The 25,294-nt window shown below is 62.1% G+C and carries 21 protein-coding genes; 14 read left to right on the top strand and 7 right to left on the bottom strand.

The window, feature by feature from the left end; genetic code table 11:
• Positions 1-256: 256 nt before the first annotated feature.
• The 9 genes from dnaA (at position 257) to rnhA (ending at position 10,323) form a co-directional block, all read left to right on the top strand.
• Positions 257-1,564 (top strand): chromosomal replication initiator protein DnaA, encoded by a 1,308-nt coding sequence (dnaA, locus tag ACOMDU_RS06570; protein WP_421129716.1) that lies wholly within the window; start codon positions 257-259, stop codon positions 1,562-1,564.
• A 330-nt stretch (positions 1,565-1,894) separates the two neighbouring features.
• On the top strand, positions 1,895-3,007 hold the full coding sequence (gene dnaN / locus ACOMDU_RS06565; protein WP_022135498.1) for a DNA polymerase III subunit beta: 1,113 nt from the start codon (positions 1,895-1,897) through the stop codon (positions 3,005-3,007).
• A 169-nt stretch (positions 3,008-3,176) separates the two neighbouring features.
• On the top strand, positions 3,177-3,392 hold the full coding sequence (locus ACOMDU_RS06560; RefSeq protein WP_421129626.1) for an RNA-binding S4 domain-containing protein: 216 nt from the start codon (positions 3,177-3,179) through the stop codon (positions 3,390-3,392).
• Entirely contained in the window at positions 3,382-4,485 is a 1,104-nt protein-coding gene (gene recF, locus ACOMDU_RS06555) for a DNA replication/repair protein RecF (RefSeq protein ID WP_421129625.1), read from the top strand. Before ACOMDU_RS06560 ends, recF begins: the two co-directional genes overlap by 11 nt.
• Positions 4,485-4,748, top strand: a complete 264-nt coding sequence (remB, locus tag ACOMDU_RS06550) for an extracellular matrix regulator RemB (protein WP_022135495.1) — start codon at positions 4,485-4,487, stop codon at positions 4,746-4,748. The genes recF and remB overlap by 1 nt, the downstream gene beginning before the upstream one ends.
• Before the next feature lie 3 nt (positions 4,749-4,751).
• Positions 4,752-6,686, top strand: a complete 1,935-nt coding sequence (gene gyrB / locus ACOMDU_RS06545) for a DNA topoisomerase (ATP-hydrolyzing) subunit B (RefSeq protein WP_421129624.1) — start codon at positions 4,752-4,754, stop codon at positions 6,684-6,686.
• Positions 6,687-6,701: 15 nt separating this feature from the next.
• Positions 6,702-9,200, top strand: coding sequence for a DNA gyrase subunit A (gene gyrA / locus ACOMDU_RS06540; RefSeq protein WP_421129623.1), 2,499 nt, complete (start codon positions 6,702-6,704; stop codon positions 9,198-9,200).
• Positions 9,197-9,874 carry a tRNA (N6-threonylcarbamoyladenosine(37)-N6)-methyltransferase TrmO gene (gene tsaA / locus ACOMDU_RS06535; RefSeq protein ID WP_421129622.1) on the top strand — a complete coding sequence of 226 codons (678 nt, stop codon included), beginning with the start codon at positions 9,197-9,199 and terminating at the stop codon, positions 9,872-9,874. The genes gyrA and tsaA overlap by 4 nt, the downstream gene beginning before the upstream one ends.
• 11 nt (positions 9,875-9,885) lie before the next feature.
• Positions 9,886-10,323 carry a ribonuclease HI gene (gene rnhA, locus ACOMDU_RS06530; protein WP_421129621.1) on the top strand — a complete coding sequence of 146 codons (438 nt, stop codon included), beginning with the start codon at positions 9,886-9,888 and terminating at the stop codon, positions 10,321-10,323.
• A gap of 399 nt (positions 10,324-10,722) precedes the next feature.
• Here the strand turns inward: rnhA and nadE are convergent, their stop codons facing one another.
• On the bottom strand, positions 10,723-11,493 hold the full coding sequence (nadE, locus tag ACOMDU_RS06525; RefSeq protein ID WP_421129620.1) for an NAD(+) synthase: 771 nt from the start codon (positions 11,491-11,493) through the stop codon (positions 10,723-10,725).
• Positions 11,494-11,560: 67 nt separating this feature from the next.
• A complete protein-coding gene (gpr, locus tag ACOMDU_RS06520; RefSeq protein WP_421129619.1) occupies positions 11,561-12,436 on the bottom strand; it encodes a GPR endopeptidase in 876 nt (291 codons plus the stop codon).
• Between the two features lie 189 nt (positions 12,437-12,625).
• Between gpr and rpsT the strand changes: the two genes are divergently transcribed.
• The gene (gene rpsT, locus ACOMDU_RS06515) at positions 12,626-12,889 is read left to right on the top strand and encodes a 30S ribosomal protein S20 (RefSeq protein WP_022135488.1); all 264 of its coding nucleotides are present in this window, start codon (positions 12,626-12,628) and stop codon (positions 12,887-12,889) included.
• A gap of 79 nt (positions 12,890-12,968) precedes the next feature.
• Here the strand turns inward: rpsT and ACOMDU_RS06510 are convergent, their stop codons facing one another.
• Positions 12,969-13,217, bottom strand: a complete 249-nt coding sequence (locus ACOMDU_RS06510) for a sporulation transcriptional regulator SpoIIID (RefSeq protein ID WP_022135487.1) — start codon at positions 13,215-13,217, stop codon at positions 12,969-12,971.
• Between the two features lie 150 nt (positions 13,218-13,367).
• On the opposite strand from ACOMDU_RS06510, the gene ACOMDU_RS06505 reads away from it, so the two are divergent.
• Positions 13,368-14,285, top strand: coding sequence for an AAA family ATPase (locus ACOMDU_RS06505; protein WP_421129618.1), 918 nt, complete (start codon positions 13,368-13,370; stop codon positions 14,283-14,285).
• 1 nt (position 14,286) lies between these two features.
• Complete coding sequence (locus ACOMDU_RS06500; RefSeq protein ID WP_421129617.1) at positions 14,287-15,969, top strand: hypothetical protein; 1,683 nt, start codon at positions 14,287-14,289, stop codon at positions 15,967-15,969.
• A 61-nt stretch (positions 15,970-16,030) separates the two neighbouring features.
• Here the strand turns inward: ACOMDU_RS06500 and ACOMDU_RS06495 are convergent, their stop codons facing one another.
• Positions 16,031-16,927 (bottom strand): LysR family transcriptional regulator, encoded by an 897-nt coding sequence (locus ACOMDU_RS06495; RefSeq protein WP_421129616.1) that lies wholly within the window; start codon positions 16,925-16,927, stop codon positions 16,031-16,033.
• Between the two features lie 114 nt (positions 16,928-17,041).
• Between ACOMDU_RS06495 and ACOMDU_RS06490 the strand changes: the two genes are divergently transcribed.
• Complete coding sequence (locus ACOMDU_RS06490; RefSeq protein ID WP_022135453.1) at positions 17,042-17,227, top strand: hypothetical protein; 186 nt, start codon at positions 17,042-17,044, stop codon at positions 17,225-17,227.
• Positions 17,228-17,513: 286 nt separating this feature from the next.
• Positions 17,514-21,194 carry an efflux RND transporter permease subunit gene (locus ACOMDU_RS06485; protein ID WP_421129615.1) on the top strand — a complete coding sequence of 1,227 codons (3,681 nt, stop codon included), beginning with the start codon at positions 17,514-17,516 and terminating at the stop codon, positions 21,192-21,194.
• A gap of 40 nt (positions 21,195-21,234) precedes the next feature.
• Here the strand turns inward: ACOMDU_RS06485 and ACOMDU_RS06480 are convergent, their stop codons facing one another.
• The 3 genes from ACOMDU_RS06480 to ACOMDU_RS06470 all read right to left on the bottom strand — a co-directional run bounded on the left by ACOMDU_RS06480 (position 21,235) and on the right by ACOMDU_RS06470 (position 25,154).
• The gene (locus tag ACOMDU_RS06480; RefSeq protein WP_421129614.1) at positions 21,235-22,656 is read right to left on the bottom strand and encodes a glycine--tRNA ligase; all 1,422 of its coding nucleotides are present in this window, start codon (positions 22,654-22,656) and stop codon (positions 21,235-21,237) included.
• A gap of 280 nt (positions 22,657-22,936) precedes the next feature.
• Positions 22,937-23,656 (bottom strand): hypothetical protein, encoded by a 720-nt coding sequence (locus ACOMDU_RS06475; RefSeq protein ID WP_421129613.1) that lies wholly within the window; start codon positions 23,654-23,656, stop codon positions 22,937-22,939.
• 127 nt (positions 23,657-23,783) lie between these two features.
• Entirely contained in the window at positions 23,784-25,154 is a 1,371-nt protein-coding gene (locus ACOMDU_RS06470) for an MATE family efflux transporter (protein ID WP_421129612.1), read from the bottom strand.
• Positions 25,155-25,294: the final 140 nt, after the last annotated feature.

Raw genomic sequence — 25,294 nt, 5'->3', positions numbered from 1 at the left:
ACATCTGCGTGCAACCACGCGGAGTATATTATACAGATACAGGGGGGCACTGTCAACAAAAATTTACCCACAAGCGCCCGTTTTTGCGGGAAAAACAGGGAAAAAGCCGGCAGTTTATATTTAGAATAGGTGTAGACTTCCGGCGTGTTTTCTGCTATAATGTAGTGGGATATTTTGCGGCGGTATACCCCCCGCCATTTTACTGCGGAGGAAAACAGACAGCCTCCGCCGAAAGGGGAGCTTTTGCTTGAATTCCATGAAAGACCTGTGGGACAGCGTGCTCAAGCGGCTGAGCCATGAGCTGTCCGAGACCACCATCAACACCTGGTTCGACGAGGTAACGGTGGTAACGATGGAGGACTCGGCCTTCGTGCTCCATTGCAGCAATACCTTTAAAAAGAGCACCATCGAGGCCCGGTTCCTGCCACACATCAAGGCGGCGCTGCGGGACCTGTTCTCCACGGACCTGGAGGTAAAAATTCTGGACGATCAGCAGCTGGCGGCTTACCATGGTGTGGCGCCGGACAGGCCGGGCGATCTGTCAGAGTCGGAGGCCTTCACCTTCGAGACGTATGTGGTGGGACCCCAGAACAAGCTGGCCTTTGCCGCCGCAAAGGCGGTGACGGAAAAGCCCGGCGAGAACTACAACCCGCTGTTTATCTACGGCGACTCCGGACTGGGCAAGACGCACCTGCTGTACGCTATCGCCAACGCCCTGCGTAAAAAGCGGCCAGAGGCACGGATCGTCTATGTGAAGGGCGACGACTTCACCAATGAGCTGATCGCCTCCATCCGGGAAAACCGCAACGCGGAATTCCGGGAAAAGTACCGGCAGACGGATATCCTGCTGATGGACGATATCCAATTCATCGCCGGCAAGATACAGACCCAGGAGGAGTTCTTCCATACCTTCAACACCCTGTACGAGTCCGGCCGGCAGATCGTGCTGACGTCAGACCGGCCGCCCAAGGAGATCACTCAGCTGGAGGACCGGCTGCGGACCCGGTTCGAGTGGGGCCTGATGGTGGATGTGGCGCCGCCGGACTTTGAAACACGGTTCGCCATCGTGCAGAATAAGGCAGCCATGCTGGGCGTGAAGCTGCCCAACGAGGTGACGGACTACATCGCGGAGAACATCACCTCCAACGTGCGGCAGATCGAGGGCACGCTGAACAAGATCCTGGCCTACCGGGATCTGCTGGACGACCAGGTCAACGAAGAGACCGTCAGCCGGGCCATCCGTGATATGCTGAAGAAGAGCAACGACTTTGCCCCCACCCCTGCCATTATCGTGGGATACATATGCAGCTACTTCCATGTGGACGAGGAAACGCTGCGGGGACAGAGCCGCAGCCGCGATGTGGTGGCCGCGCGGCAGATCGCCATGTACCTCATCCGCCGTATGACCTCCATGAGCCTGAACGACATCGGCAAGGAGTTCGGCGACAGGGACCACTCCACTATTCTGCACTCTCTGGACAAGGTGGAGAGCACGATGCGCTCTGACCCCGCCTTTGCCGAAAAGGTGAAGGAGATCACCACCAACATCAACAGCAAAAAGTGAGAAAGCGCGGGTGCTGGCGAGACAGAGCGAAAGGGGAGGGTTTTCCCCATTTCCTGTGTAATCCACGTGGAAAATCTGTGCAACATCCGCATCACACATGAAGATGTGGGAAACCCGGCGTGTTTTCCATAAAGGTATGTCTATAAAAAAGCCGATAACGGCGCGGGATAAACATGGATGTCCACATAAAATTTCCCTACTAATAAGACTACTGAAATAAAAAATTAGTTTATGATTTGATTTAGAAAAATAGAACCGCTTTTTTGCGTAGGGCTGATCTTTCAGACAGCGCAGGCGGCAATGACTTTCGGAAAGCGAGGAACGACGGATATGGTGAGATTTTCCTGTGAAAAGGCACTGGTACAACAGGCGGTGGCCGCGGTGTCTCGGGCGGTAGCGGCTAAAAGCTCCATCCCGGCGCTGGAGGGTATCCTGCTGGAGTGCGGCGAGGGACTGCGGCTGTCCGGCTATAATATGCAGACCGGCATACGCACCACGGTGGAGGCCGCAGTGTCCGAGGCAGGGCACATCGTGCTGAACGCCAGACTGTTCGGCGAGATGATCCGCCGCCTGCCGGATGATATGGTGACCTTTGAGGCAGACGACAAGTTTAACGTGAAGCTGAACTGCGGCGATGCCAGCTTCGAGCTTCCCGGCCTCAGCGCCGACGACTATCCGGAGCTGCCGGAGGTGGACGACCAGTTCTCCGTCACACTGGAGCAGCGGACGCTGAAGGCCATGATCAACCAGACCAGCTTTGCTGTTTCCGTCAATGAGGCCCGTCCCATCCACACCGGCGCCCTGTTTGAGATCAGCGACAAGGGACTGACCATGGTGGCGGTGGACGGCTTCCGTCTGGCGCTGCGCCGCGAGCCGCTGGAGCACATCGACGGCGGGGCCTTCAAGTTCGTGGCCCCCGGCGCCGCCCTGAATGAGGTGGAGAAAATATGCGCCGACACCGACGACATGGTGACGGTGACCCAGGGCAAGCGCCATCTGATGTTTGAGGCCGGGGCTACCCAGCTGATATGCCGCCGGTTGGAGGGTGAATTCCTGGACTACAAGAATGCCATACCTACCACCAACCCCATCTGCATCGAGGTGGACAACAAGACGATGATCGAAAGCCTGGACCGCGTCAGCGTGGTCATCAGCGAGAAGCTGAAAAGTCCGGTACGCTGCCTGTTCAGCCAGGACCGGGTGTATATGTCCGCCCGGACCGGAAACGGCGAAGCCCGGGATATCTGCCCCGTCCGCGGCGACGGACAGGAGCTGGAGATCGGCTTCAACAACCGCTATCTCATGGACGCCCTGCGCTATGCCCCGGCGGATACGGTGAAAATGCAGCTGAACACCGGTATTTCGCCCTGTATCATCACGCCCGTAGATGACAGTGACAACTTTCTTTATATGGTGCTGCCGGTGCGCCTGAAGGCGCAATAAAGGCACATCTCTTGTGCCCTGCCATCGCTACACCTCCTCGACACACACCCGGTACGCCGTCGTTGGTTTGCCATCGGCAGAACGCAGGAGCTGCACCTTTATCGAACTGTGCGCGCTTTTTATTGAAGAAAAAAACGGCATATTATATCTATGAACGAGGTTCATTATTATGGAGACTATCACCATCACAACGGAATATATAAAATTGCAGGATCTGCTGAAGTTTGCCGCGGCGGTAGAGACCGGCGGCGAGGCCAAGCTCGTCATCCAGGAGGGTGACGTGACGGTCAATGGCGAGGTGTGCACCATGCGTGGCAAGAAGATCCGGCCCGGCGACGTGGTGGCCTTCAACGGGCAGACGCTGACGGTGACGTATGAGAGTTGACGCCCTGCACCTGCAGGGCTGGCGGAACTACGGCACGCAGGCGCTGACGTTCGACCCCAGCTGCAACGTTATTTACGGAGAGAACGCCCAAGGAAAAACAAATCTGCTGGAGGCCATCGTATATCTTAGCTGTGGAAAAAGTCCCCGCGCCCACGGAGACAAGGAGCTGATCGGCTTTGATATGCAGGAGGCCGCGCTGTTGGGAAATATCTTTTCCCGACAGCGGGAATTTGTGACGGACATACGCCTCTTCCGCGGAAAGCGGCGGAAAATGACCGTTAACGGTGTGCCCGCCAAAAACAGCGCCGCCCTGTCCGACGTGCTGCATACGGTGTTTTTTGCGCCGGAGGATCTGTTTTTGATCCGGGCCGGTGCGGCGGAACGGCGGCGGTTCATGGACCTGTCGCTGTGCCAGCTGCGACCGCGGTACGCCGAGGCGCTGAGCCAGTACAGCCGGCTGTATGAGCACAAGACCCGCATCCTGCGGGACAGCGAGGACAAGCCAGAGCTTTTGGACCTGCTGCCGGAATTCAACGAGGGCCTGTGCCGCAGCGGCGCAGTGCTGGTAGGCTATCGGGCGCGGTTCTGTGCGGCGCTGGCGGAATATGCCCGGCAGGCACACTATGAGTGCAGCGGCGAGAGGGAGGAGCTGACCCTGACGTACCAGACCGTCAGGACCGTCGCCGACCCGCTGGGCAGTCAGGCAGATATCTACGCGGCGCTGACGGCACATATGGAGAGCCATCAGGCGGCGGAGCGTGCGGCGAAGCTGTGTCTCTCCGGCGCCCACAAGGACGATATCGAGGTGCTGGTCAACGGGCGCAGCGCGCGGCAGTTCTGCTCGCAGGGGCAGGTACGGACGGCGGCACTGAGCCTGAAGCTGGCGGAGCGCGAGATACACAAAAACGCCATGGGGGAGTATCCGGTAATGCTGCTGGACGATGTGCTCAGCGAGTTGGATCCCCGGCGGCAGGAATACGTACTGAATCGCATCAGCGGCGGACAGGTGTTTATCACCTGCTGCGAAAACGACCGGCTGGACACGCTGCTCAGCGGCAGGGTGTTCCATGTGCGGGGCGGGGAGGTACTGTGATGGCGTATCTGCACATCGGTATGAACGTGATGGTAGAGGACCGGCGGGTCATCGGTATCTTTGACCTGGATAACACCTCTACCTCAAAAAAAACGAGAGAGTTTTTACAGGGAGCCGAGCAGGAGGGCGTGGTACAGAGTGCCTGCGAGGACATACCGCGGTCCTTCGTGGTGTGTGACCATCCCTATCACCGGCAGATCGTGTATCTGTCGCAGATCAATTCCCGGACGCTGGGCAAGCGGGTCCAAGGAAAAGGAGAGTAGTACATGGCAGAACTGGAAAAGACCGTGGTGGATACGGAATACAACGCATCAGAAATACAGGTGCTGGAGGGGCTGGAGGCTGTGCGGAAGCGGCCGGGTATGTATATCGGTTCTACCAGCGCCAGCGGTCTGCACCACCTGGTATATGAGATCGTGGACAACGCCATCGACGAGGCGCTGGCCGGCTACTGCACGGACATTACCGTGACCATCAACGAGGGTGACACCATCACCGTCACCGATAACGGCCGTGGTATCCCCGTGGATATTCAGGCCCAGACGGGCCGGCCCGCCCTGGAGGTGGTGTTCACCGTGCTGCACGCCGGCGGCAAGTTTGGCGGTGGTGGCTATAAGGTTTCCGGCGGCCTGCACGGCGTGGGCGCGTCCGTGGTGAACGCTCTGAGTGAGTGGCTGACGGTGCAGGTACACAAGGACGGCAAAATCTATGAGATGAAATTCTCCCGGGGCAATATCACCCAGGAGATGAAGGTCATCGGCGAGACGGACCATACCGGCACCACCGTGACCTTTAAGCCGGACCCGGAGATGTTCGACACGTTGGAGTATGACTACGAGACGCTGCACACCCGTATGCGGGAGCAGGCGTTCCTGAACGCTGGTCTGCGGATCACTATCAGCGACGCCCGGCCGGGCAGAGAGAAGTCCGAGGCCATGTGCTATGAGGGCGGCATCCGGGAGTTCGTCACCTTCATCAACCGGAACAAGACCCCGCTCCACGAGGAGGTCATCTATCTCTCCGGCGCCAAGGGCGACAGCACGGCGGAGATCGCCATCCAGTATAACGACGGCTACAACGAGACGCTGGTGTCCTTCGCCAACGACATCCATACGCCGGAAGGCGGCATGCACGAGACGGGCTTCAAGGCGGCCCTGACCCGCGTGCTCAATGCCTACGGCCTGAAATACGGCATGATCAAGGAGGGAGACAAGGTCTCCGGCGAGGACGTGCGCGAGGGTATCACGGCGGTGATCTCCGTGAAGCTGACGGAGGCCCAGTTTGAGGGCCAGACCAAGGCCAAGCTGGGCAACGCCCATATCCGCACGCTGGTGGACAGTATCGTCAGCGACCAGCTGGCGGTGTATCTGGAGGAGCATCCCATGGTGGCCCGCACCATTCTGGATAAGGCCATGACCGCCAACCGCGCCCGGGAGGCGGCTCGCAAGGCGCGGGAGTCCATCCGCCGCAAGACGGTGCTGGGCGGCGCGGCTATGCCGGATAAGCTCCGGGACTGCAACGAAAATAACCCCGAGCTGACAGAGCTGTACATCGTGGAGGGCGACTCCGCAGGCGGCTCCGCCACGGCGGGACGGGACAGCCGGTTCCAGGCCATCCTGCCCCTGTGGGGCAAGATGCTCAACGTAGAGAAGGCCCGGGTGGACAAGGTCTACGGCAACGACAAGCTCCAGCCCGTCATCATCGCGTTGGGCGCAGGTATCGGCGAGGAGTTCGACGAGAACAAGCTGCGCTATCACAAGATCATCATCATGGCCGATGCCGATGTGGACGGCGCCCATATCCGCACCCTGCTGCTGACCTTCTTCTTCCGGTATATGCGGCCCCTCATCGAGGAGGGCTACGTCTATTCCGCCGTGCCGCCGCTTTACAAGCTGATCCGGGGCAAGACCTCCCGGGTGGCCTACTCCGACGAGGAGCGTGACCGGGTGTCCAACGAGATGCGGAACGGCGACCCCAACGTGAAAATCGGTATCAGCCGGTTTAAGGGTCTGGGCGAGATGGACGCCCATGAGCTGTGGGAGACGACTATGGATCCCAACACCCGGACGCTGCGCCGCATCACGCTGGACGATGCCGTAAAGGCCGACGCTACGTTCACCGTCCTCATGGGCGAGAAGGTGGAGCCCCGCAAGGAGTTTATCGAGCAGCGCGCTAAGTACGCGGTAAATCTGGATTATTAAGGAGGTCGTGTCAGTATGAGCAAAAAGCCCCAATACGACCCGGAAGAAATACGCTTTCCCAACCAGCATATCGTAGAGTCCCCGCTGGTGCCGGAGATGGAGAACTCCTATATCGAGTACGCCATGTCCGTCATCGTGGGCCGTGCGCTGCCTGACGTGCGGGACGGCCTGAAGCCCGTGCACCGGCGTATCCTGTACGCCATGTACGAGGATAACCTGACCAGCGACAAGCCCTTCAAGAAATCCGCCACCTGCGTGGGCGATGTGCTGGGCCGCTATCACCCCCACGGCGACGCCTCCGTGTACGACGCGCTGGTGCGTCTGGCGCAGGATTTCTCCATGCGCTATATGCTGGTGGACGGCCACGGCAACTTCGGCTCCGTGGATGGCGACCCCCCGGCCGCCTACCGATACACCGAAGCCCGTCTCAGCAAGATCTCCAACGAGATGCTCCGCGACATCGAAAAGGACACGGTGGATTGGGACCCCAACTTCGATGAGAGCCGCAAGGAGCCCCGTGTGCTGCCCTGCCGGTTCCCCAACCTGCTGGTGAACGGCTCCAGCGGTATCGCCGTGGGCATGGCCACCAACATCCCGCCCCACAACCTGCGGGAGGTCATCGGCGCGTGCATCTGCGTGCTGGATAACCCGGACGCCACCCTCAGCGACCTGATGGAGCACGTCAAGGGCCCCGACTTCCCCACAAAGGGCATCATCATGGGCAGAAGCGGCATCCGCGCCGCCTACGCCACGGGCCGGGGCAGGCTCATGGTCCGTGCCCGGCATGAGTTTGAGGAGTTCAACAACGGCCGCACCCGTATCATCATCACGGAGCTGCCCTATCAGGTGAACAAGCGGATGCTCATCAAGGCCATTGCCGACCAGGTGGAGGACAAGCGGCTGGAGGGTATCTCCGACATCCGGGACGAGTCCGACCGCAACGGTATGCGTATCGTGATCGAGCTCAAGCGCGACGCTAATCCCCAGGTAGTGCTGAACCGCCTGTTCGCCCAGACCCAGCTCCAGACCACCTTTGCCATCAATATGCTGGCGCTTGTGGAAAACCAGCGGCAGCCGAAAATACTGTCCCTGCGGCACATCATCGACGAGTACCTGAAATTCCAGGAGGAGATCATCATCCGCCGGACCCGCTTCGACCTGAAAAAGGCACAGGAGCGCGCCCACCTGCTGGAGGGCCTGCTCATCGCCCAGGACAACATCGACGAGGTCATCAAGATCATCCGCAGCAGCTACGACAACGCCAAGGAAAACCTGATGCAGCGCTTCGGGCTGGACGACGTGCAGGCCCAGGCCATTCTGGATATGCGCCTGAAGGCGCTGCAGGGTCTTGACCGGGAGAAGCTCCAGACCGAGTACAAGGAGCTGGAGGAGAAGATCGCCTACTTCCTGCGTATCCTCAGCGACGAGGGACTGGTGAAGTCCATCCTCAAGGAGGAACTGACCGCCATTGCCGACAAGTTCGGCGACGACCGCAAGACCGAGATACAGGACGTGGAGGACGAGCTGGACATCGAGGACCTGATCGAGGAGGAGCAGTGCGTCTTCACCCTGACGGAGAACGGCTACATCAAGCGCACGCCGGTCAGCGAATACGCCGCCCAGAGCAAGGGCGGCATGGGCAAGAAGGGCATCACCACCCGTGAGGAGGACACGGTGGTGGACGTGTTCACCGCGTCTACCCACGACTATATCCTGTTCTTTACCGACACCGGCAAGGTCTACCGCAAGAAGGGCTATCAGATCCCCGAGAGCGGCAAGGCCGCCAAGGGCGTGAACATCGTCAACATCATTCAGGTGGAGACGGGCGAGCGGGTGCAGGCTATGCTCCACTTCCGGGAGACGGGAGACGAGGAGCTGTACCTGTTCATGACCACCCGGAACGGCACGGTGAAGCGTCTGGAGGTCAGCGCCCTGAAGAACCTGCGGAACAACGGTATCCGCGCCCTGACGCTGGACGAAGGCGACCAGCTGATCTCCGTGACGGAGACGCGGGGGCATGACCGTATGCTTATCGCCACCCACGACGGACAGGCGGTGTGCTTCGACGAGACGGATGTGCGCGCCATGGGACGTACCGCCGTGGGCGTCCGGGGCATCCGGCTGCGGGAGGGCGACTATGTCATTGGCGCCGCCCGCGCCGACGCGGACAAGACCGTGCTGTCCATCACCGAGAACGGCTACGGCAAGCGGACGCCCATTGAGGAGTACCGCATTACCAACCGCGGCGGCATGGGTATCCGCAACTATATGGTCACGGACAAGACCGGCCCGGTGGTGGGCATGAAGGTGGTGGAAGGTACCGAGGACCTGCTGCTGGTGACGGCAGCGGGCATCCTGATCCGCACACCTGTGGAAAATATCCGCGTGGCGGGACGTGCCACCCAGGGCGTCATCGTCATGCGCTTCAAGGAGGAGGGCGACCGGGTCATCTCTTTGGCTCTGGCCGATCCCGAGGAGAAGGAGCAGCCCGCGTCGGAGGAGGCCCCGCTGTGAACGGCTCCGGGCTGGACATCATCGCGCGGATAGAGACGCCCTTTGCGGAGAAGTTCGGCGTGCCGCGGCAGAGCGGCATTGCCGACAGCCCCGGACGCATCGTGTTCGAAAAGCCCTTCCGGGACGTGGATGCGGTGCGGGGCCTGGAGGGCTTTTCACACATCTGGCTCATCTGGCAGTTTGACCGGGCGCAGCGGCAGAGCTGGTCGCCCACGGTGCGGCCGCCCCGGCTGGGTGGCAACGAGCGCGTGGGCGTGTTCGCCACCCGTTCGCCCTTCCGGCCCAACGGCCTCGGGCTCTCCGCCGTGGAGCTGGAGCGTGTGGCCTTGGACGAGCCGGAGGCCCCGGTACTGTATGTCCGGGGCGCGGATATGGTCAGCGGAACGCCCATCGTGGACATCAAACCCTATCTGGCCTACGCGGACAGCTATCCCGACGCCGCCGGCGGCTTTACCGGCGGCGGTGCCGGCGCGGTGCTTACGGTGGACTTTCCCCCGGAGCTGCTGGCGCAGTTTGACAGTGGGCAGCGCCACGGGCTGCTGAGCGCCCTGGCCGCCGACCCGCGGCCCCGGTATCAGGACGACCCCGACCGCGTGTACGGCATGGCTTACGCAGGAAAGAACGTGCGCTTTACCGTGCAGGACGGGACCGTGCGCGTCGTTGGGGTGGAGTGAAGGAAGGATATATGAGAACCGTTACGATCTACACCGACGGAGCCTGCTCCGGCAATCCCGGCCCGGGCGGCTGGGGGGCGATACTCAGCTATAAGGGTGCGGAGAAGGAACTCTCCGGCGGCGCGGCCCAGACCACCAACAACCGCATGGAGCTGACCGCCGTCATCGAGGCGCTGCGGCTTTTGAAGGAGCCGTGCGTGGTGGAGCTGTACAGCGACAGCAAGTACGTCATCGACGCGCTGGAAAAGGGCTGGGCCAGAAGCTGGCAGCAGCGGGGCTGGGTGAAAAGTGACAAAAAGCCGGCGCTGAACCCGGACCTGTGGGAGCAGCTGCTGGCGCTGACCGATATTCACGAGGTGCGCTGCCACTGGGTGAAGGGCCACGCGGAGAATGAAAAAAACAACCGCTGCGACCAGATGGCTGTGGCCGAGAGCAGAAAGTTTCAGTGAAATGCGCTGTCTGCTGTGGAAAAAACGCGGCGTAAAAGGCAGAATTCACAAATTGTTCATGGCCGCTTCAAGATTCGGCCAAAATTAGAGGGTATTATAGCATCATCCAAAGGAACAACACTTCCTGATGTGATTTTCTCTCTCTCCTAACACAAACACACGGAAACACCCCGGCCATTCGGCCGGGGTGTTTCTGCTTTTTTTTCGCTTTCGGCAACGTATGTTTGCTTGCTTTTTGGTTTACGCAGCGTTTGCCTGGTTGTCCTCTGCATGTGCTGCTTATGTGCTCTTTTTTATACGTTTGAGGCAGTCATGGTGTGCCTTTGTGTTCCGGAAGGCTCCAAAGCCCTGTATTCTCAAAAGACGGAGAGAAAAAAGGCGCACAAAAGGAAACGAGGCTCAGTTATAATAATCGGTCTCGTCGGTCAGCGCCATGGGCAGGCCGTTGTGGTAGACCGGCAGGGTCTGGAATTTGAAGCGGCTGGCCCGGTGCAGGGCGTCGATGCGCTCCTTGATGGCCGGGTCCACCACGCCGCGGCGGACGTACTCGTTCACCGCGCGGTAGGGGAAGCCCAGATTGTCCTCGTCGGTCAGGCCGGTGAGGCCGTCGGACGGCGGCTTGATGAGAAACTTCTCCGGCAGGCCAAGCTGACGGCCCAGGGCGACGACCTCCTCGGTGGTGTACATCCCCAGGGGGGAGAAGGCGCCGGCGCTGTCGCCGTAGATGGTGCAGTAGCCCACCCAGTCCTCGCTGAGGTTGCTGGTGTTGATGACGATGCCGCCCTCTACGGACTGGGCCACGGCGTACAGGGTGGCCATGCGGACGCGGCTGGGCAGATTGACCTTTGTCTGGCGGCTGGGGGTCAGGCCCGCTTTTTCCATCTCGTTCAGCACGCCCTGAACGGCGTCGTGGATGTTGATGGTGGTGTGGGGCAGGTCCAGGTGCTGCACCAGTGCCTGGGAGTAGTCGATGTCCGGCTGGACGCCGTCGGGCATGAGGACGCCGAGCACGTTCTCGCGGCCGTAGGCGGCCACGGCCAGGGCGGCCACGGTGGAGCTGTCCTTGCCGCCGGAGATGCCGATGACGGCGGTCTTGCCGTGGCAGGCATTCATCTGCTCGGCCATCCACTCCAGCAGGCCGGCCAGCTGTATCTGGGGGTTGAATTCCATATGCGATACCTCCCGTTCCGAAGTTTTGATGTCCTATTGTACCGCGTCGGGGAGGATTTTGCAAGGGCTATCCCAGCAGGGCCGCTGCATCCTCCGGCGTCAGGCCGGGCTGGAGCGCCAGGGTGACGCCATAGCCGATGAGCCGGCCCAGCTCACGGACGCGGCGGTCGATGTCCTGGGGTGTGACGAACAACCCGGAGGGCGGGGCGTCCTCGTCGCCGCAGAGGGCCGCGCCGTCGATGACCGTGGGGACCCCCAGGGCGATGACCGGCACGCCAAGCGTCCGGGCGTTGACCGCCTTGCGGTGATTGCCTACGCCGCTGCCGGGGATCAGGCCCGTGTCCCCCAGCTGCACGGTGGCACACAGCCGGTGACGGCTGCGGGCGGCCAGCGCGTCGATGGCGATGACCACCGAGGGGTGCAGGCGGTCCGCCGCGCCGCGGACCAGCTCCAGCGTCTCCACCCCCGTGCGGGCCAGCACGCCGGTGGCCAGGGCCGCCACCGGCGTCAGCGCGCCGAACTGCCGGGGCATGGAACGGACCATGTGCCGCGTGACCAGCAGGTGCTCCAGCGCCGCCGCGCCCACGGCGTCGGGGGTCATGGCGTCGTTGCCCAGGCCCACCACCAGGGCGGGGCCGTCCGATGGCGGCGGCAGCAGGGCGCGGAGCTCGCGGCACAGGCAGAGGGCGGCCCGGCCGGTCAGCGCCTCCTGACGGGACAGGGCGGGGCGCAGGTCGATGGTGATATAGCGGCCCTCGGGCTTGCCGATGGCCCGGGCGCCCGCCGGGGTATGGACATGGATGCGGGTGACGGGACAGCCGCACAGCAGGCATTCGGACTTGGTGACGCCGGTGCCGGGGGCGAAAATATCCCGGCCGGTGGGCAGCGCCTCCGCTGTTTCCACGGCCAGATCGGTACGCGAGAGGTTCATAGTAGTGGTCAACGCTCCCTTCTGAACACAAAATATTGTGGCTTTTGGGTAGCATGGCCGGTGAAATCGCTTTTATACAAAAACTGCCGCGGAAATTGCAAAAAAGTCTTGCATTTTTCAGGCAAAGATGCTAAAATATCATCCTGCGTGGAAGTGTATATTTTCGCTGCACAAAAAATTCAAGTCGGGGAGGTGTTTGGTTTGCCGAATATCAAGTCTGCTAAGAAGCGTGTTCTGGTGGCAGAGACGAGAAATGCTCGCAACAAAGCCAATAAGTCCGCACTGAAGACTGCTATCAAGAAGTTCGAGGCTGCTGCCGTTGAAGGCAATCGCACCGAGGCCGAGGGCACTTACAAGGTGGCGGTCAAGGCGATCGACAAGGCTGCTGCAAAGGGTCTGCTGCACAAGAACAACGCGGCCCACAAGAAGAGCGCGCTGACGCTGAAGCTGAACAACATTGGCTAATGACCAAACGCAACGGACATCCGCAAGGGTGTCCGTTTTGGTTTATACGGGAAAAGGGACGGCGGCGCCGTCCCTTTTTTCATATCCCCTTATACTTGCGGCGCGTGGCCATTCCGCCGCGGATGTGCCGCTGGGAACGGTTTTCGTCCAGTATGGCCTTTACCTGCGTGTACAGCGCCCGGTCGCACAGGGCCAGACGCTCGGACAGGTCCTTGTGTACGGTGGATTTGCTGACGCCGAACTTCTTGGCGGCGGCGCGGACGGTGGTCCGGTTCTCTATCATGTACAGGGCCAGCTCTTTGGCCCGCTGCTCCAGATCGTCTCGCATAACGCAACACTCCCATGCCGTTGTGCTCTATCTATATGGCGGAACGCGGGCGGATATGACAAAGGGAACGGACCGCACATCCTTAACGGACACTTAGCGGGCGGCGGGAGTATAATTTGGCATCATCCGGAGATGAAATGAGGCGAGTCTATGGATATTTGGAAGGAATTGCGGGACGAGGGCGTGGACAGCGGCCTGCTGGAGGAGGTACGCCGCTTCCGGGAGGCCCACCCCCTGACGCCGGAGGCACAGGAGCGCGTGCCCGTGCCGAAGTATCTCTACTACGGCAGGGAGGTATGGGAGAGCGCGGCGGCGGCGCTGCTGTGCGGCGAGCACCTGCTGCTGGCGGGGCCGAAGGCCACCGGCAAGAACGTGCTGGCGGAGGACCTGGCGGCGCTGTTTGGACGGCCGGTGTGGGACGTGTCCATGTATGTGAACGTGGACGCGGCGGCCCTGATCGGCGCGGACACGCTGAAGGACGGGCAGGTGGTGTTCCGGGAGGGACCGGTGTGCGCCTGTGCGCGGCTGGGCGGCTTTGGCGTGCTGGACGAGGTGAACATGGCAAAGAACGAGGCGCTGGCCGTGCTGCACGCCACGCTGGACCACCGGCGCGTCATCGACGTGCCGGGGTATGAGCGCATACAGCTGGACGACGCGGCGCGGTTCATCGGCACCATGAACTACGGCTACGCCGGCACCCGTGAGCTGAACGAGGCGCTGGTGAGCCGGTTCGTGGTGGTGGATATGCCGGTGATCTCCGACGAGAATTTGCAGAAGCTGCTGCGGCGCAGTTTCCCCACCCTGAAGCGGGAGTGGGCCGAGCAGCTGACGGCGCTGTTCCGGGACCTGCGGACCAAGTGCGACAGCGGCGAGATATCCACCAAGGCGCTGGACCTGCGGGGACTGCTGGCGGCCCTGCACCTGATCGAGAAGGGGATACCCTCCGGGCAGGCGCTGGACCTGGGCATCATCAACAAGGCCTTTGAGCCCTTTGAGCGCCAGCTGGTGGCGGACGCGGTGTGGGCGCGCCTGCCCAAGGACGCCACCCGGGATAAGCTGTTCGACTGATATGGACAGACAGGACAGAGAGACGCGCCGGGCGGAAAATCAGGTGTGGAACGGCTGGGGGGACTATGCCCGCAAGCCGGAGCTGCTGACCTTCGACCGGGCGGGGGACGCCGAGCTGTACGGCAATACGGTGCTGGGTCTGGCCTGCCGGTATTACGACTTTGACCGCTTCCGGCCGCTGCTGAACGAGTTTCACCGGTCGGCGCAGGAGGCACTGTACACGGACGTGTTCTTCCTGGTGCTGGAGGGGGCGGTGTTCGCCCGCGGCGCGGCGGAACGGCCGCTGCTGCCGGCGCTGCGGCGGGACTATGCCCGCCGGCTGCTGGCGCAGACGCCGATGGCCGAGGGCATGAACGGGGACGCCGTGCGCCGGGCCTGGGCCTGCCGCGTGCTGGAACAGCCGGAGGACCCGGCCCTGTCGCCGCTGCTGGACGAGCTGGCCGCGCCGGGGGACAGCACGGAGGCGCAGCTGATCCAGCGGACGGAGCGCGTGCTGTACACCTGGTTCCGCCGCGCACGCCGGGCTGCCGACGACCGCCAGTGGGCGGCGTGGGTAGGCCGAAAGCGGGACAAAAGCGGCGGCGTGCACTTTGTGCGGCCCAACGCCCTGCGGGCGCTGTCACATGACGCGCCCGGCGGCAGCGGCGGCTTGCAGAAGCAGACGCTGTTCAGCTTTTTGCAGGGCCGGACGCCGGAGCCGATCCTGCGGCGGTATGTGGAGGACTGCTTCGGCGCGTCCATGCTGACGCCGGGGCAGCTCAGTGAGGCGGAGCGCACCCTGTGCACCGGCGTGCACAAGAACTGCCGGCTGCACTTTACCCGCGGCGAGCCGGTGGGCCGCGCGCCCGCGCCGGAGGCGGCCTGGGACGCGGCCCACTTCCGGCAGCAGCGGGAGAAGAACCGGGCGTATTACCGGGCGCATCTGGTGGAAAACAAGCTGGCCATCGCACAGCTGACGCAGAAGCTGCAGAACACGCTGCTGCTGCGGGCGGAGGACGAGGGTGGTACGGGCCGCGCCGGGAGGCTGCGGCCGGAGCTGGCCTGGCGCGCCAGGGCGCTGGGGGACGAGCGGGTGTTTTCCCGCCGGTCGCCGCAGGAGCCGGGAGAGCTGTCCGTGGACCTGCTGCTGGACGGCTCGGCCTCGCAGAACCGGCAGCAGGAGAAGCTGGCCACACAGGCGTATCTTATCGCGGAGAGCCTGAGCCGGTGCCGCATCCCCGTGCGGGTGACGGCGTTCTGCTCCGTCAGCGGCTGCACGGTGCTGCGGGTGCTGCGGGACTATGACCATCCGGAGCAGAACGAGGGGGTATTCGACTATGTGGCCGCGGGGTGGAACCGGGACGGGCTGGCCCTGCGGGCCATGGGCTGGCTGCTGCGGCAGCGGCGCAGCGAGCAGTCGCTGCTGCTGGTGCTCTCGGACGCCAGCCCCAACGACGACCAGCGGATACCCAACGGCCTGGGCGGATGGGCCTACACCGGGAAGCGCGGCGTGGACGACACGGCGGCGGAGGCCGCGGCCCTGCGGCTGCGGGGCGTGCTGCCGGTGTGTCTGTTCACCGGAAGCGACCGGGAGGTGCCGGACGCCCGGCGTATCTACGGACAGGCCATGGAGCGCCTGCCGGCCATCGGGTGGCTGGCAGACGCGGTGACGCGGCTGATCCGGGGCCAGCTGCGGCGGGGATAGGACGGTATTCGACACAAAACGACAGAAAGAGACACACCGAAGGGTGTGTCTCTTTCGCTGCTCAATACCAGGTGATGCCCTCCAGATCCTGTATCTGCACCCGCAGGTCCTCCAGCAGTGTCTCCGCGGCGGCGGAGAGGGCGCGGCCCTTGGGTGTGACCAGGTAGAAGGTGCGCTCCGCCGGCGGGTGGGCCAGGCGCAGCACCTGTACGTTGTTGAACATCCGCAGATACGACTCCGTGGCGCCGGCGGGGATGATGCTCCAGCGCTTGCCGCCGGCGGGCAGGGTCTCGGCCAGTTGGGGCGTGTCGGCGTACAGCAGGGGGCGGGCGTCCACGCCGAACCAGTAGTCGTGCCACTGCTGTATCTCCGGCTGGCCGTAGATGAGTATCTCGTCCTGCACGTGCAGGGTGGTGGCCTCTACCGGTTCCGTCAGTGCCACCGTTCTGGGCACCACAAGGAAGAAGCCCTCGCGGAACAGGGGTTTGGCTTCGATCTGCAGATCGTAGTGCAATGCGCCGTCCACGATGGCCATGTCCGCGTCGCCCCGGGCCACGGCGGACACCGCCTGGTCCGTCCGCATGGACTCCACCCACAGGTTCACCGGCAGCTCACGCTCCAGAAACCGCTGGTACACCGGCGGCAGAATGTACTGGTTGGCGGTGTAGGCGGCGATGACGTGGAGAAACTCACGCTTTTCCGCGGCGGCGAAGGTCTGCGTCTCCGAAAGCAGGTTCTGCCACCGGCGGGCCAGAGGCAGGAAGTGCTGGCCCGCATCTGTCAGGGTGATGCGGCGCTGGCCCTTGCCGCGGTGGAACAGGGGCGCGCCCACCTGGTCCTCCAGTGCCTTCAGCCGGGCAGACAGGGACGGCTGGGTGATGTACAGCGCCTCGGCGGCGGCGGTCATGGTGCCGTGGTCCAGCACGGCGAAAAAGGTCTCGATGTCCTGGTTGGTCATAGGCGGCTCTCCAAATTATAGTTTGTGTCTATATTATACCGTAGAATAATCAATTTTACAAGCACCAACCTTTGTGGTATGATTTGACCACAATACAGAAAGGAGTTGTTCCCTATGACAAACACGAAAACCAAGACTTCCCCGGCAAAGGCGATCGCCGCTGTTGTGATCGCGGTTATTCTGGCGTTCACGCTGGTGTGCCTGCTGACGGGGAACATCAACCCCGTGTGCCGTGTCACCGCCATGCTGATGCCGGTGTGGCTGGCCGCCGAGCTGCGCCTGCTGTGCACGCTGCTGTAACGGGGCGCCGGCTGATTTTGCTGTTTTCTTCCCTTTTCTCTTTCTTATTTGCGAAAAACGCGGACGCAGGTGCGTCCGCGTTTTTCATCGTCCGGACGCGTAAAGACGGCGCAAAGAATACTACGAACTCCGAACTATTTTTCCGAAAAAACCCTGTATTTGTAACGCTTTCGTGAATTCTGCACCGTTCCGCTTGCAAGTCGGCGGCGGGGATGGTACACTTACACATTATTACAGTTTTACCCTGGGCGCATGGGCGCTGCAGGTGGAAAAAGGAGGGACGGATATGGCCGGCTTCAGCGTGAAAAAACCGCTGACGATCTTTGTGACGGTGCTGGGCATTATCGTGCTGGGCGTGGTGGCGTATCTGAAAATGACACCGGATCTGCTGCCCAACATGGACTTTCCCTATGTCATCATCGTCACTTCTGATCCCGGCGCCAGCCCGGAGTCCATCGAGCAGTCCATCACCAGGCCGGTGGAGCAGTCCATGGCTACGCTGGATAAGATCAAGACCGTCACCTCCACCAGCCAGGACAGCGTATCCATGGTCACGCTGGAGTTTGAGGATGGCGCCAATATGGATACCATCAGTGTGGACATCCAGCAGAAGATCTCCGTATTGCAGGGCAGTTGGGACGACACCGTCTCCGCCCCCTATGTGCTGAAGATCAATCCCTCCATGCTGCCGGTGATGGTGGCCGCCGTGACCCGGGAGGACATGGACGTGTACGCGCTCAGCGATTTCGTCACCGGAGAGCTGTCCCCCAAGCTGGAGGGCGTGTCCGGCGTGGCCAGCATTTCGGTCAGCGGCGCCGTGACCCGGGAGGCCCATGTGATCCTGGACGAGGCCAAGCTGGATGCCCTGTCGGAGAAGCTGGCGGATGCGGTGCGTACCGAACTGAACAAGACGAAGCTGGATCTGCAGAAGGCCAAGGACCAGGTGGAAAAGGGGCAGGCACAGCTGGATGAGGCCAAGGAGGCCATTGCCGCCGGCGCGGCGGCCAAGGCGGGCGCGGCGGTGGATAAGCTGTACGAATATCTGAAAGAGGCCCGGGGCCAGATCCCGGAGCCAGACCCGGATCCGGATCCCGGTGAGCCGCCCATCACCGTGCCCGGGCTGGAACAGCTGCAAAAGACGCTGGAACGGCTGAACGCGACGCTGGATAAGCTGATGAAGGATCTGGAAAGCGGCGAGCTGAAGCGGGAGGTCACCAGTGAGGTCTATAACATGACGCTCTCCCTGATCGACGGCATTACCCAGCTGACGGAGGCGCAGATACAGCTGGATGAGGCCATGACCCAGATCGAGGCCGGCATGGACCAGATCAACGAGGCGTACAAGTCCATCGCCGACCAGACGGACGTGGGCGGGATGCTGTCCATCTCCGCCGTCAGCCAGCTGCTGACGGCACAGAATTTCGCCATGCCCGCCGGGTACATTGAGGACAACGACGGCGTGCGCTACATGGTGTCTGTGGGCGAGAACGTGTCCACCCGGCAGGAGCTGGAGGACATGGTGCTGCTGGACCTGGGCATGGACGGCATCGAGCCGGTGACACTGGGCGACATCGCCACCGTGGTGGTCACGGACAACGCCGGGGAGCTGTACACCAAGGTCAACGGCGACAACGGCATTCTCATCACCTTTACCAAGCAGTCCAACTACGCCACGGCGGAGGTGTCCAATAACATCAGCGCACGGTTCGAGGAGCTGGAGGGCCAGTACGAGGGATTGTCCTTCGCGCCGCTGATGGACCAGGGCGACTATATCTACCTGATCGTGGAGACCATCACCTCGTCGCTGCTGTGGGGCGCGCTGTTCTCCGTGGTCATCCTGTACCTGTTCCTGCGGGATTGGCGGCCAACGGTCATCACGCTGGTATCTATCCCCGTCAGCGTGATCTTTGCCATCGTACTTATGTACTTCACCGGCGTGACCATCAACATGATCTCCCTGAGCGGTCTGGCCGTGGCGGTGGGTATGCTGGTGGATAACTCCGTGGTGGTCATTGAGAATATCTACCGCCTGCGGGCCAAGGGCGCCACCATCATTCAGGCGGCGGTGTCCGGCGCGGGCCAGGTGCTGGGCGCGGTGACGGCCTCTACCCTGACCACCGTGTGCGTGTTCGCGCCCATCGTGTTCGTAGAGGGCCTGACCCGCCAGCTGTTCACCGATCTGGCGCTGACCATCACCTACTCGCTGCTGGCCAGCCTGCTGGTGGCGCTGACACTGGTGCCGGCGATGGCCAGCGGTATGCTGCGCCGGCCCATGGTGCAGAAGCCGGGCCTGCTGGACAAGGTCTATCCCGCCTATCGGAAGGCCATCGCTTTTTCGCTGGACCACAAGGCCGGCGTGCTGCTGCTGTCGCTGGTGCTGCTGGTGACCAGTGCCGGCGCGTGCCTGCGCCGCGGCTTTACCTTTATGCCGGAGATGGATATGAACAACCTGTCCCTGACCATCACCATGCCGGAGGACACCTCCCGCGAGGAGGCGGTACGGCTGGCCGACGAGGTGCTGGAGCGGGTGATGACTGTGGACGACGTGCAGGATGCCGGCTTTATGATGGGCGGCGGCACCATGGGCGGCCTGAACATGGGCGGTGCCATGGGCGGCACCTCCGGCGGCAGCTATGACGTGGAGGGCTACATCACCATGCCGGAGGGGACCTTCGGCTCTGTGGCGGGGAAGGAGATCGAGACGCTGTGTGCCGACCTGCCCTGTGAGGTGACGGCCAGCGGCGTGATGAGCGGTATGATGAGCTATATGACCGGCAGCGGCGTGTCGCTGCAGGTGTTCGGCAGCGATATGGCGGACCTGCAGAGCAGCGCCCGGACCATCGCCCGGCGGCTGGAGCAGGTGGAGGGCGTCGGTGAGGTCAGCGACGGGCTGGACGCCTCGGCCCCGGCGCTGCAGGTGACCATCGACCGGAAGGCGGCGGCGGAGAAGGGTCTGACCGTGGCCCAGGTGTATATGCAGATCGCCGCGGCGCTGCAGAGCAGCGCCAGCGTCTCTGATGTGACGCTGGACAGCGAGGACATGGACCTGACCGTGGACGCGGCGGAGGGCAGCGTCCTCAAGCGGGAGAACCTGCTGGAGCTGGAGTTGTCTGCGGAGAGCAGCGCGTCCTCCGCCATGACCGGGAGCGCCTCAGGCATGACCGGCAGCAGCGCCGCGGGGCAGCTGACCGGCGGCAGTGAGGAGGACAAGACCTTCAAGTTGGGCGATGTGGCCACCGTGACGGAGACGGTGTCCATGAACACCATCTCCCGTGACCAGCAGCGCCGGTGCGTTACCGTGACCGCCGCCATCGCCGATGGCTACAACGTCACCCACGTGACCTCCGCGGCGCAGCAGGCCGTCAGCGGTCTGACGCTGCCGGAGGGCGTCACCGCGGAATTCAACGGAGAGAACGAGCAGATCATGGAGGCCATGAGCCAGCTGCTGCTGATGCTGCTGCTGGGCGTGGTGCTGGTGTACTTCATCATGGTGGCACAGTTCCAGTCGCTGAAATCCCCGTTCATCGTCATGTTCACCATCCCGCTGGCCTTTACCGGCGGCTTCCTGGCCCTGCTGATCGCGGGGATCGAGGTATCTGTCATCAGCCTGATCGGCTTCGTGATGCTGGTGGGCATCATCGTCAACAACGGTATCGTGCTGGTGGATTACATCAACCAGCAGCGGCTGTCCGGCATGGAGCGCCGGGAGGCGATCATCGACGCGGGCGTGACCCGCCTGCGGCCGATCCTGATGACCAGTCTGACCACGATTTTGGGCTTGATCGTCACCGCCACGGCGAAAAACGCCGGCACGGCGCTGATGCAGCCCATCGCCGTGGTCTGTATCGGCGGACTGCTGTACGCCACGCTGATGACGCTGTTCGTGGTGCCCTGTATGTACGACATGATGAACAAGAAGGACATGCAGAAGGTGGACGAGAGCGAATTGCAGATCGTGGATATGTGAGCAAAAAAAGAAAGCCCCGCGGGGCTTTCTTTTTTTACGCTTAATAGGCCAGCTTCTCGGCCAGATAGGCCTTCAGCTCGCTGATGGGGATACGCACCTGCTCCATGGTGTCGCGCTCGCGGACGGTGACGCAGTTGTCGCCGGGGTGCTCGGCATCGCCCACGGTGTCGAAGTCCACGGTGATGCAGAAGGGCGTGCCCACCTCGTCCTCGCGGCGGTAGCGCTTGCCGATGGAGCCGGTCTCGTCGAAGTCCAGCATCCACTCCTTGGACAGGTCCTCGTAGATCTTGCGGGCGGGCTCGGAGAGCTTCTTGCTCAGGGGCAGGATGGCGGCCTTGTAGGGCGCCAGGGCCGGGTGCAGGTGCAGCACCACGCGGACGTCGTTCTTCTCCGCGTCCACGACCTCCTCGTCGTAGGCGTCCACCAGCACGGCCAGGACGCTGCGCTCCACACCCAGGGACGGCTCGACCACATAGGGGATGTAGCGCTCGTTGGTCTCGGGGTCGAAGTAGGTCAGGTCCTTGCCGGACACGGTCTGGTGCTGGGTCAGGTCGTAGTCGGTACGGTCCGCCACGCCCCACAGCTCGCCCCAGCCGAAGGGGAACAGGAACTCGAAGTCCGTGGTGGCCTTGGAGTAGAAGCACAGCTCCTCGGGGTCGTGGTCACGCAGGCGCAGGTTCTCATCCTTCAATCCGATGCCCAGCAGCCAGTTGTGGCAGAAGGTGCGCCAGTAGTTGAACCACTCCAGGTCGGTGCCGGGTTTGCAGAAGAACTCCAGCTCCATCTGCTCGAACTCACGGACGCGGAAGATGAAGTTGCCCGGGGTGATCTCGTTGCGGAAGGACTTGCCGATCTGGCAGACGCCGAAGGGCAGCTTGCGGCGGGTGGTGCGCTGGGTGTTCACAAAGTTGGTGAAGATGCCCTGGGCCGTCTCGGGACGGAGATAGACGGTGTTCTTGGCGTCCTCGGTGACGCCCTGGAACGTCTTGAACATCAGGTTGAACTGGCGGATATCGGTGAAGTTGTGCTTGCCGCAGCTGGGGCAGGGGAGGTTGTGCTCCTCTACAAAGTCCTTCATCTCCTGCTGGGAGAAGGCGTCGATGGGCTTGCTGAGCTCAAAGCCGTTCTCGTGGCACCAGTCCTCGATGAGTTTGTCGGCGCGGAAGCGCTCCTTGCACTCCTTGCAGTCCATCAGGGGGTCGGAGAAGCCGGCCAGATGGCCGCTGGCCACCCAGGTCTGGGGGTTCATGAGGATGGCGGCGTCCTGCCCCACATTGTAGGGGTTCTCCTGGACAAATTTCTTCCACCAGGCCTTCTTGATGTTGTTCTTCAGCTCCACGCCCAGGGGACCGTAGTCCCAGGTGTTGGCCAGGCCGCCGTAGATCTCGGAGCCGGCAAAGATGATGCCGCGGTTTTTGCAGAGGGCGACGATCTTGTCCATCGTTTTTTCGGTGTTTTTCATGGTGAGGTTCCTCCTATATGAAGTGTTTTGGCAACAAAAAAACGCCCTGAGCCGGTAAGGCTCAGGGCGAACTAAACATAGTCCGTGGTTCCACCTGAATTTGGATACTTCCACACTCTTCTGCCGGTAACGGGGCTTCCGGCGGGCATTTCCTCCCGCGGCTCAGGGCCGCCACGCCCGTCATCGCCTGTATCAGGAAAAGAATAGCACGTTTCGGGGTGGTTGTCAAGCACGCAAAGCAAAAACCGCCGCAGCTGCGGCGGTTTTCGGCTGTTTTCGGTTACTTCCCGGCGGCCATGACCTTTCCGGCGGCGTCCACCACCAGACGGTCGGTCTTTGCGCCGGCGGCGCTCTTGCTGAAGCTCACCGTCCACGCGCCGGAGGTGACGTCATAGGTGGCGTACACCTGATCGTACGCGCCGGTGTACTGGGCCTTGGCCGCGTCGATGGCGGCCTGCTGGCTGACGCTCTTGCGGCCGATCTGGGCGGTGCCCAGAATGGACAGCAGCGCATCGCGGTTGGCGTTCCACACCTCGGTGGTCATGGTCTCGGAGGGGGAAGCCACATAGCTGCCCGGTACGTCCTCAAAAAAGATGTCCGCCATGCCCATGGTGCCCTTTTCCGTGTTCTCCTCCGTGTGCTGCCAGACCTTCATGCCGTTGGCAAGGGTGATCTCCTCACTGGTGACGCCGGTGCCGCAGATGCCGTAGCCTCCCGTCCAGCACAGCAGCGTGTAGCTGACAGTGGGGTCATCGGTCTTGTAGAAGCGGATGCCCTCGGTCTTGTCGGTGCCGTTGTCGGACACCTGCTCCCAGCTCCAGCCCTCAGGCAGCTCCAGCTTCATGTCTACATAGCCGTGGGTAAATTCGGCGGTGGTGACGGTGGGCTGGGGATCCGGCGCGGGATCGGGGTCGGGCTTGTCGTCGTTGTTCTTTTTGCCGCAGGCCATCAGCGACAGGGCGCAGGCCAGGGCCAGGATAAATGCCAAAAACTTCTTCATGGGGGTCGTGCCTCCTTTTCTGTCTCTATCTGTTTGTGTGTATATACACCGCCGGGGGGCGGGGAGGGCGATGTGCCCGCCCTCTATCCACTAAGACGGAGCGCGGCGGGGTTTAGTTCCGCTTTTCTTATTCGTGCCCCTCGGGCAGCTGGGCGATGACGGTCTTGTACAGATGGCGGAAGAAGAACAGCGTCAGCGTCAGGGAGAATACCTCCGCGATGGGGTAGCTCCACCACACCAGGTCGCTGTTGCCCACGGAGGCGCCGTACCGGGCCAGCACGTAGGCGATGGGGATCAGGAACACCAGCTGGCGGACAATGGAGGTGATCATGGAGTACAGGGATCTGCCCAGCGCCTGGAAGGAGGCGCCCAGGGCGATGCACGCGCCGGCCATGCAGAAGCTGATGGAGATGATCCGCAGGGCGGGTATACCCACGGAGAGCATGGTGTCGGTGGCGTCAAATATCTTCAGCAGAGGGCCGGGGATGACCCAGAAGAGGACGGTGCCGAAGACCATGATGATAGAGGCGTACAGCGCGCCGCGCTTGATGGTCTCCACCATGCGCTTGCGGTTCCGAGCACCGTAGTTATAGGCCACGATGGGCACCACGCCGTTGTTCATACCGAAGACGGGCATGAAAATAAAGGAGTTCAGCTTGAAGTACGCGCCGAAGGCGGTGGCCGCCGTCTCATGGGCGGCATGGTAGGTGATGAGTATCTTGTTCATCAGGAACGTCATCACCGAACCGATGGCGATCATAATGACGCTGGGCAGGCCGATGGCATAGATCTCGCCGATGAGCCGGAAGTCCGGGCGGAAGCCCTTGATGGACAGGGTGATATCGGTATTCTTCTTGTGGTTGAAGTATATGGCCAGGGCGCAGCCGCAGAACTGGCCGATGATGGTGGCCACGGCAGCGCCGGTAACGCCCATGTTCAGGGTAAAGATGAAGATGGGGTCCAGAATGATATTGATGATGGCGCCCAGACCCTGGGTGTACATACTGAGGATAGACCGCCCGGTGCCCTGGAGCAGCCGTTCGTACATGATCTGGCAGAACATACCCAGCGAGCCGATGGTCACCACCCGCAGGTAGTCGTTGCCCATGCGGATGATGTTCTCGATCTGGGTCTGGGAACGGAAGAACAGGTCGGAGCAGGTGGCACCCAAAAGGGCGGAGATGACGAAGCCCACCAGCGCCAGCAGTATGCCGTGGTTGGCGACCTTGTCGGCGCGTTCACGCTGTCCGGCACCCAGTGCCCGGCCCATCAGGGCGTTGACGCCTACGGCGGTGCCGGTGGCCAGACCGATCATCAGGTTCTGGGCGGGGAAGGCCAGCGAAACGGCGGTGAGCGCCTGCTCGCTGACACGGCTGACGAACACGCTGTCCACGATGTTGTACAGCGCCTGCACCAGCATGGACGCGATGATGGGCAGGGACATATTCCAGATCAGCTTGGAAATGGGCATGACGCCCAGCTTGTTTTCTTCGGGCAAGGTATCACTCTTTTCTGTGCGAAATATTCAGTGTCTCTTATTGTATCATGTATATCCATAAAAGGAAATCCCCGAAATGCGCTTTTTCTGCACATTTCGGGGGTGTTTTTTGTTGAAATAACGCAAAATTATTTCGCGCA

Origin of the sequence: Vescimonas sanitatis (assembly GCF_049060325.1) — a bacterium.
Lineage (GTDB): Bacteria > Bacillota > Clostridia > Oscillospirales > Oscillospiraceae > Vescimonas > Vescimonas sanitatis.
This window is presented reverse-complemented; position numbering and strand designations above follow the sequence as displayed.

What these genes read in the sequence shown, in the direction of transcription:
- dnaA (WP_421129716.1), top strand. Translation starts at nt 257, where the DNA reads ATGAAAGACCTGTGGGACAGCGTGCTCAAGCGGCTGAGCCATGAGCTG.
- dnaN (WP_022135498.1), top strand. Translation starts at nt 1,895, where the DNA reads ATGGTGAGATTTTCCTGTGAAAAGGCACTGGTACAACAGGCGGTGGCC.
- ACOMDU_RS06560 (WP_421129626.1), top strand. Translation starts at nt 3,177, where the DNA reads ATGGAGACTATCACCATCACAACGGAATATATAAAATTGCAGGATCTG.
- recF (WP_421129625.1), top strand. Translation starts at nt 3,382, where the DNA reads ATGAGAGTTGACGCCCTGCACCTGCAGGGCTGGCGGAACTACGGCACG.
- remB (WP_022135495.1), top strand. Translation starts at nt 4,485, where the DNA reads ATGGCGTATCTGCACATCGGTATGAACGTGATGGTAGAGGACCGGCGG.
- gyrB (WP_421129624.1), top strand. Translation starts at nt 4,752, where the DNA reads ATGGCAGAACTGGAAAAGACCGTGGTGGATACGGAATACAACGCATCA.
- gyrA (WP_421129623.1), top strand. Translation starts at nt 6,702, where the DNA reads ATGAGCAAAAAGCCCCAATACGACCCGGAAGAAATACGCTTTCCCAAC.
- rnhA (WP_421129621.1), top strand. Translation starts at nt 9,886, where the DNA reads ATGAGAACCGTTACGATCTACACCGACGGAGCCTGCTCCGGCAATCCC.
- nadE (WP_421129620.1), bottom strand. Translation starts at nt 11,493, where the DNA reads ATGGAATTCAACCCCCAGATACAGCTGGCCGGCCTGCTGGAGTGGATG.
- ACOMDU_RS06510 (WP_022135487.1), bottom strand. Translation starts at nt 13,217, where the DNA reads ATGCGAGACGATCTGGAGCAGCGGGCCAAAGAGCTGGCCCTGTACATG.
- ACOMDU_RS06505 (WP_421129618.1), top strand. Translation starts at nt 13,368, where the DNA reads ATGGATATTTGGAAGGAATTGCGGGACGAGGGCGTGGACAGCGGCCTG.
- ACOMDU_RS06500 (WP_421129617.1), top strand. Translation starts at nt 14,287, where the DNA reads ATGGACAGACAGGACAGAGAGACGCGCCGGGCGGAAAATCAGGTGTGG.
- ACOMDU_RS06495 (WP_421129616.1), bottom strand. Translation starts at nt 16,927, where the DNA reads ATGACCAACCAGGACATCGAGACCTTTTTCGCCGTGCTGGACCACGGC.
- ACOMDU_RS06490 (WP_022135453.1), top strand. Translation starts at nt 17,042, where the DNA reads ATGACAAACACGAAAACCAAGACTTCCCCGGCAAAGGCGATCGCCGCT.
- ACOMDU_RS06485 (WP_421129615.1), top strand. Translation starts at nt 17,514, where the DNA reads ATGGCCGGCTTCAGCGTGAAAAAACCGCTGACGATCTTTGTGACGGTG.
- ACOMDU_RS06480 (WP_421129614.1), bottom strand. Translation starts at nt 22,656, where the DNA reads ATGAAAAACACCGAAAAAACGATGGACAAGATCGTCGCCCTCTGCAAA.
- ACOMDU_RS06475 (WP_421129613.1), bottom strand. Translation starts at nt 23,656, where the DNA reads ATGAAGAAGTTTTTGGCATTTATCCTGGCCCTGGCCTGCGCCCTGTCG.